Source organism: Salmonella sp. WC3, from assembly GCF_042932255.1.
GTDB classification, from domain to species: domain Bacteria; phylum Pseudomonadota; class Gammaproteobacteria; order Enterobacterales; family Enterobacteriaceae; genus Salmonella; species Salmonella enterica.
In genome coordinates this window covers 834,208-849,340 of the sequence record NZ_CP170629.1, presented here as the reverse complement: position 1 = coordinate 849,340, position 15,133 = coordinate 834,208, and the positions used below count along the sequence as shown (strand labels likewise).

The 15,133-nt window shown below is 53.4% G+C and carries 12 protein-coding genes; 9 read left to right on the top strand and 3 right to left on the bottom strand.

The genetic code is table 11. From position 1 onward, the window contains the following. Positions 1–93: 93 nt before the first annotated feature. The gene (locus ACFK9X_RS04020; RefSeq protein ID WP_151115637.1) at positions 94–3,360 is read left to right on the top strand and encodes a type I restriction endonuclease subunit R; all 3,267 of its coding nucleotides are present in this window, start codon (positions 94–96) and stop codon (positions 3,358–3,360) included. A gap of 163 nt (positions 3,361–3,523) precedes the next feature. Next, the gene (locus tag ACFK9X_RS04015) at positions 3,524–4,444 is read left to right on the top strand and encodes a DUF5655 domain-containing protein (protein WP_001280247.1); all 921 of its coding nucleotides are present in this window, start codon (positions 3,524–3,526) and stop codon (positions 4,442–4,444) included. Positions 4,445–4,520: 76 nt separating this feature from the next. On the opposite strand, the gene yjiS is transcribed toward ACFK9X_RS04015, so the two are convergent. After that, the gene (yjiS, locus tag ACFK9X_RS04010) at positions 4,521–4,685 is read right to left on the bottom strand and encodes a DUF1127 domain-containing protein YjiS (RefSeq protein WP_151115635.1); all 165 of its coding nucleotides are present in this window, start codon (positions 4,683–4,685) and stop codon (positions 4,521–4,523) included. Here yjiS and ACFK9X_RS04005 point away from each other — a divergent pair. Further along, on the top strand, positions 4,652–4,795 hold the full coding sequence (locus tag ACFK9X_RS04005; protein WP_031604638.1) for a hypothetical protein: 144 nt from the start codon (positions 4,652–4,654) through the stop codon (positions 4,793–4,795). The genes yjiS and ACFK9X_RS04005 overlap by 34 nt on opposite strands. A 94-nt stretch (positions 4,796–4,889) precedes the next feature. Here ACFK9X_RS04005 and ACFK9X_RS04000 read toward each other — a convergent pair whose 3' ends face one another. Continuing rightward, complete coding sequence (locus ACFK9X_RS04000) at positions 4,890–6,260, bottom strand: NAD-dependent succinate-semialdehyde dehydrogenase (protein WP_151115633.1); 1,371 nt, start codon at positions 6,258–6,260, stop codon at positions 4,890–4,892. A gap of 179 nt (positions 6,261–6,439) precedes the next feature. Beyond that, a complete protein-coding gene (locus ACFK9X_RS03995) occupies positions 6,440–7,381 on the bottom strand; it encodes an Rpn family recombination-promoting nuclease/putative transposase (protein ID WP_151115631.1) in 942 nt (313 codons plus the stop codon). Between the two features lie 478 nt (positions 7,382–7,859). On the opposite strand from ACFK9X_RS03995, the gene mdtM reads away from it, so the two are divergent. From mdtM to iadA, 6 genes are all read left to right on the top strand, one after another. Continuing rightward, entirely contained in the window at positions 7,860–9,101 is a 1,242-nt protein-coding gene (gene mdtM / locus ACFK9X_RS03990) for a multidrug efflux MFS transporter MdtM (protein WP_151115629.1), read from the top strand. 86 nt (positions 9,102–9,187) lie between these two features. After that, complete coding sequence (locus tag ACFK9X_RS03985) at positions 9,188–10,459, top strand: DUF445 domain-containing protein (protein ID WP_001033033.1); 1,272 nt, start codon at positions 9,188–9,190, stop codon at positions 10,457–10,459. A gap of 219 nt (positions 10,460–10,678) precedes the next feature. Beyond that, entirely contained in the window at positions 10,679–11,863 is a 1,185-nt protein-coding gene (locus tag ACFK9X_RS03980) for an MFS transporter (RefSeq protein WP_000233266.1), read from the top strand. Positions 11,864–12,734: 871 nt separating this feature from the next. Beyond that, positions 12,735–13,406, top strand: a complete 672-nt coding sequence (locus ACFK9X_RS03975) for a nucleoside recognition domain-containing protein (protein ID WP_000068752.1) — start codon at positions 12,735–12,737, stop codon at positions 13,404–13,406. After that, positions 13,403–13,864, top strand: a complete 462-nt coding sequence (locus ACFK9X_RS03970) for a YjiG family protein (protein ID WP_151115627.1) — start codon at positions 13,403–13,405, stop codon at positions 13,862–13,864. Before ACFK9X_RS03975 ends, ACFK9X_RS03970 begins: the two co-directional genes overlap by 4 nt. A gap of 12 nt (positions 13,865–13,876) precedes the next feature. Then, positions 13,877–15,046, top strand: coding sequence for a beta-aspartyl-peptidase (gene iadA, locus ACFK9X_RS03965; protein WP_151115625.1), 1,170 nt, complete (start codon positions 13,877–13,879; stop codon positions 15,044–15,046). Positions 15,047–15,133 lie beyond the last annotated feature (87 nt).

The following is a 15,133-nucleotide window of genomic DNA, read 5'->3' as shown; positions in this document are numbered from 1 at the left end:
CATTTTGCCCCTGTTAAATCAGGGGCTTTCTGGTAAGGTTTTCTTCAGTTACAGGAACCTTTACCAGAAAAGCATCCAGGGCCGGAGCGAGATATGCATCTCTCATTCAGTGAAGCGAAGTTAGAACAGGCGATAATTGAACTGTTACAGGATCAGGGCTATCAGCACCTGATCGGCGATAATGTGCCGCGTTCCAGCCTCGATCAGGTGATTATCGAAGACGATCTTCGTCACTACCTCGCCGCACGCTATCAGGCCGACGGCATCACCGAAGAGGAGATCCAGCGGCTGATCAAACAGTTCACCACCCTGCCCGCCTCCGATCTCTATGAAAGCAACAAAACCTTCTGCGCCTGGCTGGCCAACGGTTTCCTGTTTAAACGCGACGATCGCCAGCAGAAAGATCTCTATATCGAACTGCTCGACACCCGGCATCTGCCCGCCGCGCTGCGTGAACTGTTCGATACCGAAGATGTGCCGCTGCAACAGGCCGCAGAAACGCCGGCAAGTTATCATCTTATCCAGCCGCTGAACCGGGTAAAAATCGTCAATCAGCTGACCATCACCGGCAAAGAAAACCAGCCACGCATTCCGGATTCCATTCTGTATATCAACGGCCTGCCGTTAGTGGTGTTTGAATTTAAAAGCGCGGTGCGCGAGCAGGAAGCCAATATTGGCGACGCGTATAAACAGCTCTGCACCCGCTATCGCCGCGATATTCCGCAGCTGTTTGTCTATAACGCGCTGTGCATTATCAGCGATGGCGTCAATAACCGAATGGGTAACCTGTTTGCGCCGTACGAGTATTTCTACTCCTGCCGTAAAGTCACCGGCAATGAAAACCGCGAGCAGGACGGCATCCCTTCCCTGCACTCGATGATTCAGGGGCTGTTTCACCCGGTCCGTCTGCTGGACGTGATCAAAAACTTTATCTGCTTCCCGGATAAAGCCAAACACGAAGTGAAAATCTGCTGCCGCTACCCGCAGTACTATGCGGCGCGCAAGCTGTACTACAGCATTGAACGGGCGCGTAAACCTTTCGGCGACGGCAAGGGCGGCACCTACTTTGGCGCGACCGGTTGCGGCAAGAGCTACACCATGCAGTTCTTAACCCGTCTGCTGATGAAAAGCGTCGAGTTCGCCAGCCCGACAATCGTGCTGATCACCGACCGTACCGATCTCGACGATCAGCTCTCGGCGCAGATGTGCAATGCCAAAAACTATATCGGCGACGACACCGTGGTGCCCGTCACCAGCCGCGAGGATCTGCGGGAGAAGCTGGCCGGTCGCAACAGCGGCGGCGTCTTCCTGACCACCATCCATAAATTTACCGAAGACACTGAACTGCTCTCCGGGCGCAGCAATATCATCTGTATTTCCGACGAAGCGCACCGCAGCCAGGTCAACCTCGATCAGAAAGTGATCGTCGATAAAGAGAGCGGTAAGGTGCGTAAAACCTACGGTTTCGCTAAATATCTGCACGACTCGCTGCCGCAGGCGACCTACGTCGGTTTTACCGGCACCCCTATCGATGCCACGATGGAAGTCTTTGGCGTTATCGTGGACAGCTACACCATGACTGAATCCGTACAGGATGAAATCACGGTACGCATCGTCTACGAAGGCCGCGCCGCGAAAGTCATCCTCGATGCCGGTAAGCTGGAAGAGGTGGAAAAGTACTACGCAGAGTGCGCTGACGCCGGTACCAACGAGTGGCAAATCGACGAGAGCAAAAAAGCCAGCGCCACCATGAACGCCATTCTCGGCGACGACGATCGCCTTCAAGCACTGGCGGAAGACTTTGCTAAACACTATGAGAAACGCGTCACCGAAGGCTCTACGGTGAAAGGCAAGGCGATGTTTGTCTGCGCCAGCCGCGAGATTGCCTGGGATTTCTATCGTCAGTTGAAAGACTTTCGTCCGGCGTGGTTTGAGGTTAAGCAGGCCCCGAATGGGGTTGAACTGACCAGGCAAGAGGAAAAAGAGCTGCCTCCGTCCGAAATGGTCAAGATGGTCATGACCCGCGGTAAGGACGATGACGCCAGACTGTACGAGCTGCTGGGCAGTAAAGAGTACCGCAAAGAGCTGGATAAACAGTTCAAAAACGCGAAGTCGAATTTCAAAATCGCCATCGTGGTGGACATGTGGCTGACCGGTTTTGACGTGCCGGAGCTGGACACCATTTATATCGATAAGCCGCTGCAAAAGCATAACCTGATCCAGACCATCTCCCGCGTTAACCGCAAGCTGGAAGGCAAAAGCAAAGGGCTGGTCGTCGACTATATCGGCATTAAGCGCCAGATGAACCAGGCGCTGGCGATGTATTCGCGCATCGATGCCACCAACTTTGAAGATATTCAGCAGTCGGTGATTGAGGTGAAAAATCATCTCGATCTGCTGGCGCAGGTTTTACACGATTTCGACAGCCGGGCCTACTTCACAGGAGAACCGCAGGCGCAGCTGGCGTGCCTGAATCAGGCGGCAGAGTTTGTCATGCGCACTCAGAAGACAGAACGCCGCTTTATGGGGCTGGTGAAGCGTCTGAAAGCGGCCTATGACGTCTGCTGCGGCAGCGAAGCGCTTTCGCAGGCCGAGCGCGACGCTATTCACTTTTATATTGCCGTGCGTTCCATCGTCTTTAAGCTGACCAAAGGCGACGCCCCGGACGTGACCCAAATGAACGCCCGCGTGCGCGAGATGATCGCCGAAGCGCTGAAAGCCGACGGTGTGGAAGAGCTGTTTTTCCTCGGCGACAAGAAAGCGGAGTCGATCGATATTTTCGACGACGATTATCTGGCGCGCATTAATAAGATCAAACTGCCGGCAACCAAGATCCAACTGCTGCAAAAGCTGCTGGAAAAAGCCATCAGCGATTTTAAACAGATCAACCAGCTTCAGGGGATCAACTTCACCCGCCGTTTCCAGTCAATTATGGATAAATATAACGAACGCCGGGAGGATGATGTTCTCAATGGTGAGGAATTCGATTCCTTCAGTCAGGAGATGACCGATATTATCTACGATATTAAAACCGAAATGGGCACTTATGCCGAAATGGGGATTGATATAGAAGAGAAAGCCTTCTACGACATTTTGGCGCATATGCGTGATAAATATCAGTTCACCTATGAAGAAGACAAAATGCTGGCGCTGGCGAAAGAGATGAAGGCCGTCGTGGATAACACGTCAAAGTACCCAGACTGGAGCAAGCGTGATGATATTAAAGCCAAGCTGAAGGTGGAGTTGATCTTGCTGCTGCACAAACATAAGTTCCCGCCAGTGGCGAATGATGATGTGTATATGGGGGTGCTGGCACAGGCGGAGAATTTTAAGCAGCACCATAGTCATACGCTGCATTAATTTTAGCGTCGGATGGCGCTAACGCTTATCCGACCTACGGCCCGCTGCCCGGTAACCACCTGCTGTCGGGCTTATAACATATCTCACCTCCAAAAGCCCGATTTCCGCTTTTATCTCTTTTCACATAACGTATGATAGTGCACAGAAAATTCAGGAGGGATCCATGAGCGATATTCAGCTTTTCCGCCTCGGTGGCGGGAAAGTACAAGAACTGCCGGGCAAAGCCGCAGCCATTGAAAAAGATCTGCAAATGCTGATCGAATCCCATATGGAAACATTCCTTGGCGTCCGCTTTCTCGAGACCGAATACCGCACGGGTAAAACCCATCGTGGGCGAATTGATTCCCTCGGCCTCGACGAAAATAACTGCCCGGTGATTATTGAATATAAACGCCACAGCAATGAAAACGTCATTAACCAGGGGCTCTTTTATCTCGACTGGCTACTCGATCATAAAGCGGAATTTCAGTTGCTGGTGATGGAAAAAATAAGTAAAACCGCGGCCAAAGCCATTGACTGGTCCGGCACACGGTTAATCTGTATTGCCGCCGATTTTAATAAATACGACGAACATGCCGTTCAGCAAATCAACCGCAATATCAACCTGATTCGCTACAAGCTTTTTGCCGACGACCTGTTAATGCTGGAACTGGTTAACGCCGTGGTCGAAAATAGCCCTCAGTACATCATCGCGAACGGTTCCGTCAGCAGCGGTAAACGCCATACCCGCACGCAGCGCGAACAGCTCTCTTCGGCCTCTCCCGCGCTGCTTTCATTATATGAACAGCTAAAAAGTTATGTGCTGTCACTCAGTGATGAGGTTCAGTTTAAAGAGCTTAAGCTCTATGACGCCTTCCGCCTCATTCGCAACTTTCTGTGCGTAGCCGTTTATCCCGTGACCGACCCACACCTACGCCTGTGGCTGAAAATCAATCCACAGCATATCCAGCTTGAAGAAGGATTTAGCCGGGACGTCACAAACATTGGCCACTGGGGAACCGGCGACGTCGAATTGATTGTGCGTAACGAACATGATCTGGATAAAGCCAAACTGCTGATCGAGAAAGCCTGGCAGGAAAATTAGCGCTCCAGGATACCCGCCTACTGGAGAGGTTAAGATAAGATTATCCAGCCTTTCCAGTTTTACTGGCTCTTATCTGTTATTCCACATCCTTCCTTTCCAACCCAATATCCTTTAACTGCTCGTCACTCATTCGTTGCAGCGCCTGACAGGCCCGCTTACGCAGCCACCACCTTTTTAGCGCCCGTCTGAGCTGCACAAAGCCAATGAATGGTTGTCTGGGGCGGTTCTCGTAAAATTCCATACCGGCCTCCGCATAGAACAGAAAATGCGGGCATCATGAATGTCTGTACAAACAATATCGGGATAAAAAGCACGGTTAGTGCAACGTGGATAAATAAGGAGGGCAATTGAGGGTGTTTTGTTCGCTTATTTCGTTCTGATTTAAGATCCGCGTCCTTCGCTGCAAAAAGCCAGGCCCCTCCCGTTTTCAGAGGGGCAACAGGGATTAGCGGCGCACCACTACCAGCTTCTGGTTCACAAACTCCTTAATCCCCAGATCCGATAGCTCGCGTCCGAAGCCCGAACGCTTAACGCCGCCGAACGGCAGCTCCGCTGCGGTGTCGGTCAGCCAGTTGATATAAACCATCCCGGTTTCAATCCGGGAGGCCATGCGTTTAGCACGCTCAATATCCTGACTAAACACCGCACCGCCCAGGCCGTAGTGGGAATCGTTGGCGAGTTTTACCGCCTCGTCATCGTCTTTCACCACATACATCTGCGCCACCGGGCCGAAGAACTCTTCAAAGTACGCCGGGTTGTCACGCGTAATGTGGGTCAGAATGGTCGGCTCAAAGAAGTTGCCTTTGCTTTCCAGCGGCTTGCCGCCAATGTGCAGCGTCGCGCCATTTTTTACCGCTTCCTCGACCTGTCTGGTCAATGTTTCCAGCGCATCTTTCGACGACAGCGGCCCCAGTTCGGTAGAAGCGTCCATCTGATCCCCCACCTTCACCTTCCTGAACGCCTCGGTGAACTGGCTGAGGAATTGATCGGCGATTTTCTCATGCAGGATAAAGCGCTTCGCCGCCGTACATACCTGCCCCGCATTAGTGAGCCGTGCCTGCACGCCAATTTTCACCGCTTTCTCAAGATCGGCATCGTCCAGCACGACGAACACATCGTTCCCGCCCAGTTCCAGCGTCGATTTTTTAATGTGCTTCGCCGCCTGTGCCGCCACGGCGCTCCCCGCTTTTCCAGATCCGGTCAGCGCCGCGCCCTGCACGCGCGGGTCGGCGATGATATTCGACACCTGATCGGAGGAAATAAACAGGTTGGTCCATGCGCCTTCCGGCGCGCCGGCTTCACGCACCAGATGGGCAAATGTCTCGGCGCAGTTCGGTACGATGCTGGCATGTTTCGCCAGCACCGGGTTACCAGCGGCCAGGTTCGGCGCCAGCACACGCATCAACTGATAGTACGGGAAGTTCCACGGCTCAACAGCCATGATGACGCCAATCGGATGATGTTCTACCCACGCGTCGCCAAACTCGGTTTTATAAGGCACCGGGGCAAGAAACTGCTTCGCGTTATCCGCATAATAGCGAGCGATCTGCGCACACAGTTTGACTTCGCCACGGCTCTGCTCGATGAGCTTGCCCATCTCCTGGCTGGCGATTTTTGCCAGTTCTTCAACACGGCTGTCGATCAAGTCAGCCAGCTTATGCAGTACCGGCAGACGTTGGTCAATCTCTCCCTTAGACCAGTCGGAGTGATAGAGCGCGTCAGCTTTTTGCAGCGCGGCTTCAATATCCGCGTCCGTGTGCGGGGGATACTCTTTAATGAGCTGATTATTGGCAGGATTCACTGTCTGGTAAGCCATATCACATGTCTCCTTGTTATCGTCATTAAGGCAGCCGTAAATGCCGCTCAGAACAATAAGGGTAGTAGAGATGGCTGGCGCTATCGGTAAAGTTCGGTATATTCGTGCGGTTATCAACGATAATATAGAGCGCGTTGCCCGGTGGGCACCGGGCCTGCAACATTCAGACTGGAGCCGCGTTAGTGACTAACATCCTGAAGCTCTTCAGCCGTAAGGCCGGTGAACCGCTGGACAGTCTCGCGGTCAAGTCCGTCCGCCAGCATCTGTCTGGCGATACGCAATGCGGCAACACGCTGACCTTTTTCCAGCCCTTCCTCCAGACCAACCTGTCTTCCTTGCCGTTCCCCTTTTCTGCGATCCGCTGCGCGGATCCTCTCTATCAGCGTCATCAGTCTCTCCTTAGTGTGCGGGACATGCCCTACCACATCACGAATAAACGTGGTGAAACGAGGCGTATGTCCGTGCTGAATCATAAGATAATTAAACAGCGCTTTAAGCTGCCTGTCATTAGCGCAACCAGTAACTAACAGCGAAGCAATTCGTTCAACCAGTCCCAGCAGGTCGCGCTGGCGGATATGTTTTTGGATGAGCTCCAGCAGCGCAATGCGGCGGTGCTGCATAATGTCATCATCCGATACCACCGTAATGTCGACCAGCGGAAAGGCAGCGGCATAGAGTCTTCTTGCCACTTCCGGGTTCGCAAACTCATCCAGCCAGCACAGCGAAAAAGGATACGGGCTATCAACACCGTGATAAAACAGCATCGGCACCACCAGCGGAAGATACTTATGCCCCGCATCCAGATGCTGTTGCATTGCCGCCATCGCATACCGCATCAGCCGAAACGCCATATGCGCATCCGGCGTACTCTGATGTTCAATCACGACGTAAATATAACCGTCGCCCTCGCGCGTTTTCAGCGACCAAAGCACATCGGAATAATAGGCTCGCAGATTTTTTTCAATAAAACTGCCGGGTTCCAGCTTTAGCGTCCGTAGGTCGCAAAGCTGGCGTAACGACACCGGCAGATGAATCTCCATAAAATCGCGGGCGGTTTCCGGGTGGCGCAAAAAGGTTTTAAACACCGCATCATGCGGTGTTGAGGTCGTCGATTTTTTCATGGCGCTCCGTCACCCCAAACCAGAATGCTGCGACTCTACCTCCTGAAAATTCCTTTCTCATCCGTACCTTTTCAGCATTGCGAGGCGCGACGAAAGATAAATCCTGTTATCTGTAATGCACATGCATTTTCGGAACTGAACACGCAAAATACCATCCTGCGCGCCCTGCCTTTATCTTTATTAACCAGACAAACTCTTTTGATTAACATCAAAATTTAATTACACTTAATGTGTATATTTTCCGTGCAACGTAAATTTCCCGAGGTGTGATGTGCTGATTGTTATCTGTAATCGCCACACGTTCTGACGAGATTCAGAACGCGTCTCTTCCTGTCTGTGTTTTCACCGGCAGCATTTTTGATTACATGAAATTCAGTACATCCGCAGCCGCTGTTTCCATCGCCTGCCTGACGTCACGACGACGGTATTGAGTTTCGCTGTCCCATCATGGGGTTCTCCGACATGGAGCGCATTTTTTATGCAACGGATTATTCAGTTTTTCTCCCAACGCGCCACAACGTTATTTTTCCCGATGGCGCTGATTTTGTACGATTTTGCCGCCTATCTGACGACGGATCTGATTCAGCCTGGCATCATTAACGTCGTGCGCGATTTTAATGCTGACGTCAGTCTTGCGCCGGCCTCGGTCAGTCTCTATCTGGCGGGAGGAATGGCGTTGCAATGGCTTCTGGGGCCGCTATCCGACAGGATTGGCCGCCGGCCAGTGCTGATTGCAGGGGCATTAATGTTTACTCTCGCCTGCGCGGCAACGCTGTTGACGACCTCAATGACGCAGTTTCTGGTTGCCCGTTTTGTGCAGGGCACCAGCATTTGCTTTATCGCAACGGTCGGCTACGTCACGGTACAGGAGGCTTTCGGTCAAACCAAAGCCATTAAGCTGATGGCGATTATTACCTCCATTGTGCTGGTCGCGCCGGTTATCGGCCCGCTCTCCGGCGCCGCGCTGATGCACTTCGTTCACTGGAAGGTGCTGTTCGGTATTATTGCGGTGATGGGACTGTTGGCGTTGTGCGGCCTGCTGTTGGCGATGCCGGAAACGGTGCAACGCGGCGCGGTGCCGTTCAGCGCGGTGAGCGTACTGCGCGATTTTCGCAATGTGTTTCGCAACCCGATTTTTCTCACCGGGGCGGCGACGCTGTCGTTGAGCTACATCCCGATGATGAGCTGGGTGGCGGTGTCGCCGGTGATCCTGATCGATGCCGGCGGGATGAGTACTTCGCAATTCGCCTGGGCGCAGGTGCCCGTATTCGGCGCGGTGATCGTGGCCAATATGATCGTTGTGCGCCTGGTGAAAGATCCAACCCGACCGCGTTTTATCTGGCGCGCCGTACCAATCCAGTTAAGCGGGCTGGCGACATTACTCCTCGGTAATCTTCTTCTGCCGCACGTCTGGCTTTGGTCTGTGCTGGGCACCAGCCTGTACGCGTTCGGCATTGGCATGATTTTCCCGACGCTGTTTCGCTTCACGCTTTTCTCCAACAACTTGCCAAAAGGGACGGTTTCAGCCTCGCTGAACATGGTGATTCTGACGGTGATGGCGGTGTCGGTCGAAGTTGGCCGCTGGCTGTGGTTTCACGGCGGGAGACTGCCGTTTCACCTGCTGGCAGCGGTGGCCGGGGTGATTGTGGTCTTCACTCTGGCGACACTATTACAGCGCGTGCGCCAGCATGAGGCGGCAGAACTGGCCGCTGAGAAGTAAACACTCTGCCGGATAGAGGCTTATCCGGCAAAGGATAACCTGATGTTTTTTGCACGTTCCTGCCGTCTGGCTCTATCCTTAACCCTATGAATAAAATCGCCGAACTCAAACGCGCCAAACGCCTGGCGCTCTCACTGTTGCTGATAGCCGCCGCGACGTTTGTGACCACGCTTTTCCTGCCGCCCAGTTTTTGGGTGCTGGGCGTAAAAGCTATTGCCGAAGCGGCGATGGTTGGCGCGCTGGCGGACTGGTTTGCCGTGGTGGCGCTGTTTCGCCGCATTCCCATTCCGTTTATTTCACGACATACGGCGATTATTCCCCGTAATAAAGACCGAATCGGCGAAAATCTTGGGCAATTTGTGCAGGAGAAGTTCCTTGATACGCAGTCGCTGATCGCGCTAATCCGCCGCCATGAACCCGCGCTGCTTATCGGAAACTGGTTCAGCCAGCCGGACAACGCCAGCCGGGTCGGGCAGCATCTGCTGCAAATTATGAGCGGCTTTCTGGAACTGACCGATGACGCCCGTATTCAGCGGCTGCTCAAGCGAGCGGTACATAAGGCGATTGATAAAGTGGATCTTTCCGGCACCAGCGCCCTGATGCTGGAAAGCATGACCAAAAACGATCGTCACCAGGTGTTACTCGATACGCTGATCGCCCAGCTTATCGCCCTGTTACAGCGTGACAGCTCCCGAACATTTATCGCCAGACAGATCATACGCTGGCTGGAGACCGAACATCCGTTAAAAGCGAAGATTCTGCCGACCGAATGGCTGGGAGAACACAGCGCTGAACTGGTCTCCGACGCGGTAAATTCTCTGCTGGATGATATCAGTCACGACCGCGCGCATCAGATTCGTCATGCCTTCGATCGCGCGACGTATAAGCTGATCGATAAACTTAAACATGATCCGGAAATGGCTGCCCGGGCAGAAAACATTAAAAGTTACCTGAAGGAAGATGAGGCATTTAACCGTTATCTCGGCGAGATCTGGGCGGATCTACGCCAGTGGTTAAAAACAGATATCAACGCCGAAGACTCGAAGGTGAAGCAGCGCATCGCTCATGCCGGACAATGGTTTGGCGAGACGCTGATCGCCGACGACGCATTACGCGCCTCGCTTAACGGTCATCTGGAACAGGCCGCGCACCGCGTCGCGCCGGAATTCGCCGCCTTCCTGACGCGCCACATCAGCGATACCGTAAAAGGCTGGGATGCGCGCGATATGTCGCAGCAGATTGAGCTTAATATCGGTAAAGATTTGCAGTTTATCCGCGTGAACGGCACGCTGGTCGGCGGCGCTATCGGTCTGGTGTTATATTTACTGTCGCAAATACCGGCACTGCTCAGTATCTAAGAAGGGGAAGGCGCAATTCTCGTTCAGATTAACTGCCAAACCCCGCACGTGGGAGGCATTAATTTAATGCCATTTCCCACCGATGCCCCTCTGCTCAATCCGTTATTCGCCTGCGCTTCACTTTCTTTTCTTGCAAATTTGAAACATTAATTTTACTTTTTATTATCATTTGCAACAACAATCCGGCATTCTTGCCTTACTTTAGCAAAGAGAAAAACCATGGTTCATGCTCAGAGCGCTTCACCTCGCCATCCCATTTTTACGGCGCTTTTCGGTATGATGGTATTGACGCTGGGGATGGGAGTTGGCCGCTTTCTGTATACGCCCATGCTGCCGGTAATGCTGGCGGAAAAGCAGCTAACGTTTAATCAGCTCTCCTGGATTGCCAGCGCCAATTATGCAGGGTACCTGGCGGGAAGCTTACTGTTTTCCTTTGGCCTTTTTCATCTCCCCTCTCGTCTACGCCCCATGCTGCTGGCTTCGGCGGTCGCCACCGGTATTCTTATTCTGTCTATGGCGATATTTACTCAGCCCGCGGTCGTCATGTTGGTACGCTTCCTGGCAGGCGTCGCGAGTGCGGGAATGATGATTTTTGGATCAATGATTGTGTTGCATCATACCCGCCATCCGTTTGTGATCGCCGCGCTCTTTTCCGGCGTCGGGGCCGGGATTGCACTGGGCAACGAATATGTCATTGGCGGTTTACATTATGCGCTTTCGGCCCATTCGCTATGGCTGGGGGCCGGAGCGCTCGCCGGTATATTGCTATTAATCGTGGCAATGTTGATTCCCCCCCGCGCTCATGCGCTGCCGCCTGCGCCCTTAGCAAGAATCGAAAATCAGCCTATGCCCTGGTGGCAACTGGCGCTGTTGTACGGTTTCGCCGGATTCGGCTACATCATTGTCGCTACCTATTTGCCGCTGATGGCGAAAAGCGCGGGCTCTCCGCTACTCACGGCGCACCTTTGGTCGTTGGTCGGCCTGGCGATCATTCCCGGCTGCTTCGGCTGGCTGTGGGCGGCAAAACATTGGGGCGTCCTGCCATGTCTGACCGCGAATCTGTTGATCCAGAGCGCCTGCGTGCTGCTGTCTCTCGCCAGCGACTCGTTGTTGCTGTTAATACTGAGCAGTATTGGTTTTGGCGCCACGTTTATGGGCACAACCTCGCTGGTGATGCCGCTTGCCCGACAGCTCAGCGCGCCGGGTAATATTAATTTGTTAGGCCTGGTGACGCTAACGTATGGTATTGGGCAAATTCTCGGTCCGCTCGCCGCCAGTCTGTCAGGCAATGGCGCGTCGGCAATTATCAACGCCACGCTTTGCGGCGCCGCGGCGCTCTTTTTTGCCGCGCTGATCAGCGCCGCGCAGCAGATAAAACAAAAACGGTTTGTGATACGTGAATAAGCGGTAGAGTAAACCCGCGCTCTCCGCACCGGGTTGTATCTTTAACGCTGTTCGCGGCGCAATGCGGATCTGTTTTTAATAGCACATTCTCAACACGTTATTTCAGGGTAAAGATGCCACTAAAAACTATAATTATTTTATGGTTTTTAGTGCTATCAATCTGCCTATTATTTTATATACCCTTCCTACTTCAAGTGGCTTCTGTGTTGGCTACGGATTACCCGGCCCATCCATGGGCCTCGCCCTGACGGGCCATTGCTCACCCCAGTCACATCGTTATCTATGCTCCTGGGGACTCACTCCCTTGCCGCCTTTACGCAACTCGAATTATTTTGGCTATATATTCCATTATGATGATTATCGCTCCCTCTCAAATCATCACAATTATAAATAAATCACATTATGAAATTAATTCGATTATTCGTTTTTTATTACCTGCCCGTAGGATTCTTAGGGCGCAAGCTGACCTATCAGCGGCTACTGACCTGACCGTGACAATTCCTCTTAAGGCGTGAAAAATTACAGTAAAAAAGTAAAATTTAGGTTAAAAAATCCTATTTTTTAACAACGATAATTAAGTGGCGTGAAATTGACTAACGTCAAATTTATTTCTCCTTTTTCCTGCTCCCGGCTTCGGCCTGCGTCAACACCTGTTTCTTTGCTTTTTTACCTCGCGTTATACCGTCCACGGTTCCCCGCGCCTCCGGCAGTAGCGAGGATGGTGATTTTTCGCGCTGCTATGCAAGAAACGCATAGCACGATACATACTTGCATTTTGCCCTTACCCTCATGACTGATAAGGTCTTTCTGTTTCGGGCTTTTTGGCCTGTGGCTACAACCAACACATCATCAAAAAAATTCGGGGATCGCTATGGCGCAACAAGTGGACGGGGCGGCCATGCCGCTTGATACAGAAAAGGTCGGGATAAAGGGATACCTGGCGTTTTTTCTCACCATTATTTTCTTTTCCGGCGTATTTTCCGGAAGCGAAGGCTGGTGGCGCGTTTTTGATTTTACCGTACTCAACGGGTCATTCGGTCATGTGACCGGTACGCAGACCTTTCGCGGCGCGGGCGGAACGGGCGCGAAAGATGGCTTCCTTTTTGCGCTGGAGCTGGCACCGTCGGTTATCCTTTCTCTGGGTATCATCGCGATTACGGATGGACTGGGCGGTCTGCGGGCGGCACAGCAACTGATGACGCCCATCCTGAAACCGTTGCTTGGCATTCCCGGTATTTGCTCACTGGCGCTGATCGCCAACCTGCAAAATACCGACGCCGCGGCGGGTATGACCAAAGAACTGGCGCAGGAAGGCGAAATCACCGAACGCGATAAAGTGATTTTTGCCGCCTGGCAGACCAGCGGCAGCGCTATTATCACCAACTATTTCTCCTCCGGCGTTGCGGTATTCGCCTTTCTGGGGACGTCAGTCATCATTCCGCTGGTGGTCATTCTGCTATTCAAATTTATCGGCGCAAACCTTTTGCGCGTCTGGATTAACATCGAAGAACGCCGTCACCCTGCTCAAGGAGCCCAATCATGACGACTCAGGTACGTAAGAATGTCATGGATATGTTTATCGATGGCGCACGCCGCGGTTTTACCATCGCCACGACCAACCTGTTACCCAATGTGGTCATGGCATTTGTCATTATTCAGGCGCTGAAAATTACCGGTCTGCTCGACTGGGTAGGCCATATCTGCCAGCCCGTGATGGCGTTGTGGGGGCTTCCTGGCGAAGCGGCTACGGTGCTTCTGGCTTCGCTGATGAGTATGGGCGGCGCCGTTGGCGTGGCGGCCAGTCTGGCTACCGCCGGCGCGCTAAGCGGCCACGATGTTACCGTACTACTGCCAGCCATTTACCTGATGGGAAACCCGGTACAGAATGTCGGCCGCTGTCTCGGTACTGCCGAAGTCAACGCCAAATATTACCCGCATATTATCGCAGTCTGCGCCATCAATGCGCTGCTGTCGATCTGGATCATGCAGCTTATTGTTTAATAAGGAGTTATCATGCCTGATTTATCCGCCGCGGAGTTTACCTTATTACAGGGTGCGCACCTGTTTGCGCCAGAAGACCGGGGCATCTGCGATGTTCTGCTCGCGAATGGCAAAATTATTGCCGTCGGCACTGACATCCCCAGCGATATCGTACCGGACTGTGCGGTGATTAATCTTAGCGGTCGTATGCTGTGCCCGGGCTTTATCGACCAACACGTTCATCTGATCGGCGGCGGCGAAGCGGGGCCGACGACGCGGACGCCGGAAGTCTCCCTGAGCCGCCTGACGGAAGCCGGGATAACAACGGTCGTCGGCCTGCTTGGCACCGACTCCGTCAGCCGTCATCCCGCGTCGCTGTTAGCCAAAACGCGAGCGCTAAATGAGGAGGGGATCACCGCCTGGATGCTCACGGGCGCTTATCACGTTCCGTCGCCGACCATTACTGGCTCGGTAGAAAAAGACGTCGCGCTGATCGATCGCGTCATTGGCGTGAAATGCGCAGTCTCCGACCACCGTTCCGCCGCGCCCAGCGGGAATCAACTCGCCAGCATGGCCGCTGAATCACGCGTTGGCGGCCTGCTGGGCGGTAAACCCGGTGTCAGCGTTTTTCATATGGGCAGCAGCAAAAAAGGGTTACAGCCGCTGTATGACATCCTGGAAAACAGCGACGTGCCGATCGGTAAACTGCTGCCTACCCACGTCAACCGTAGCGAATCGCTTTTCGAGCAGGCGCTGGCGTTTGCGCTTAAAGGCGGCGTAATCGACATTACCACCAGTATCCCGGATCCCGTCGCGCCGGCGGAGGGCATTGCCAGAGCGGTAAAAGCCGGCGTCCCGCTTTCCCGGGTGACGCTCAGTTCAGACGGTAACGGTAGCCAGCCGCTATTTGACGCTGCCGGAAATCTGACGGGCATCGGCGTCGCGGGCTTCGAAAGTTTGCTGGAGACGTTGCAGACGCTGGTTAATCACTACGGATTCAGCCTGACCGATGCTCTGCGCCCGCTGACGACCAGCGTAGCCGCCTTCCTCAGTCTGGACGGCAAAGGCGAAATCCGTCCCGGTAACGATGCGGATCTGCTTGTCTTTAGCGCAGATTTACGCATTGAGCAGGTGTATGCGCGCGGCAAACGCATGGTCAATGAGGGGAAAGCCTGCGTAAAAGGTACCTTTGAACCGGCGTAATTCCCGCTAGTTTCAGGCTGCCCCATCGCGGCATCCTGAAAGAGGACGGGATAAGCGGTTGTCAGCCGCCCGAATGGACGTAGAATG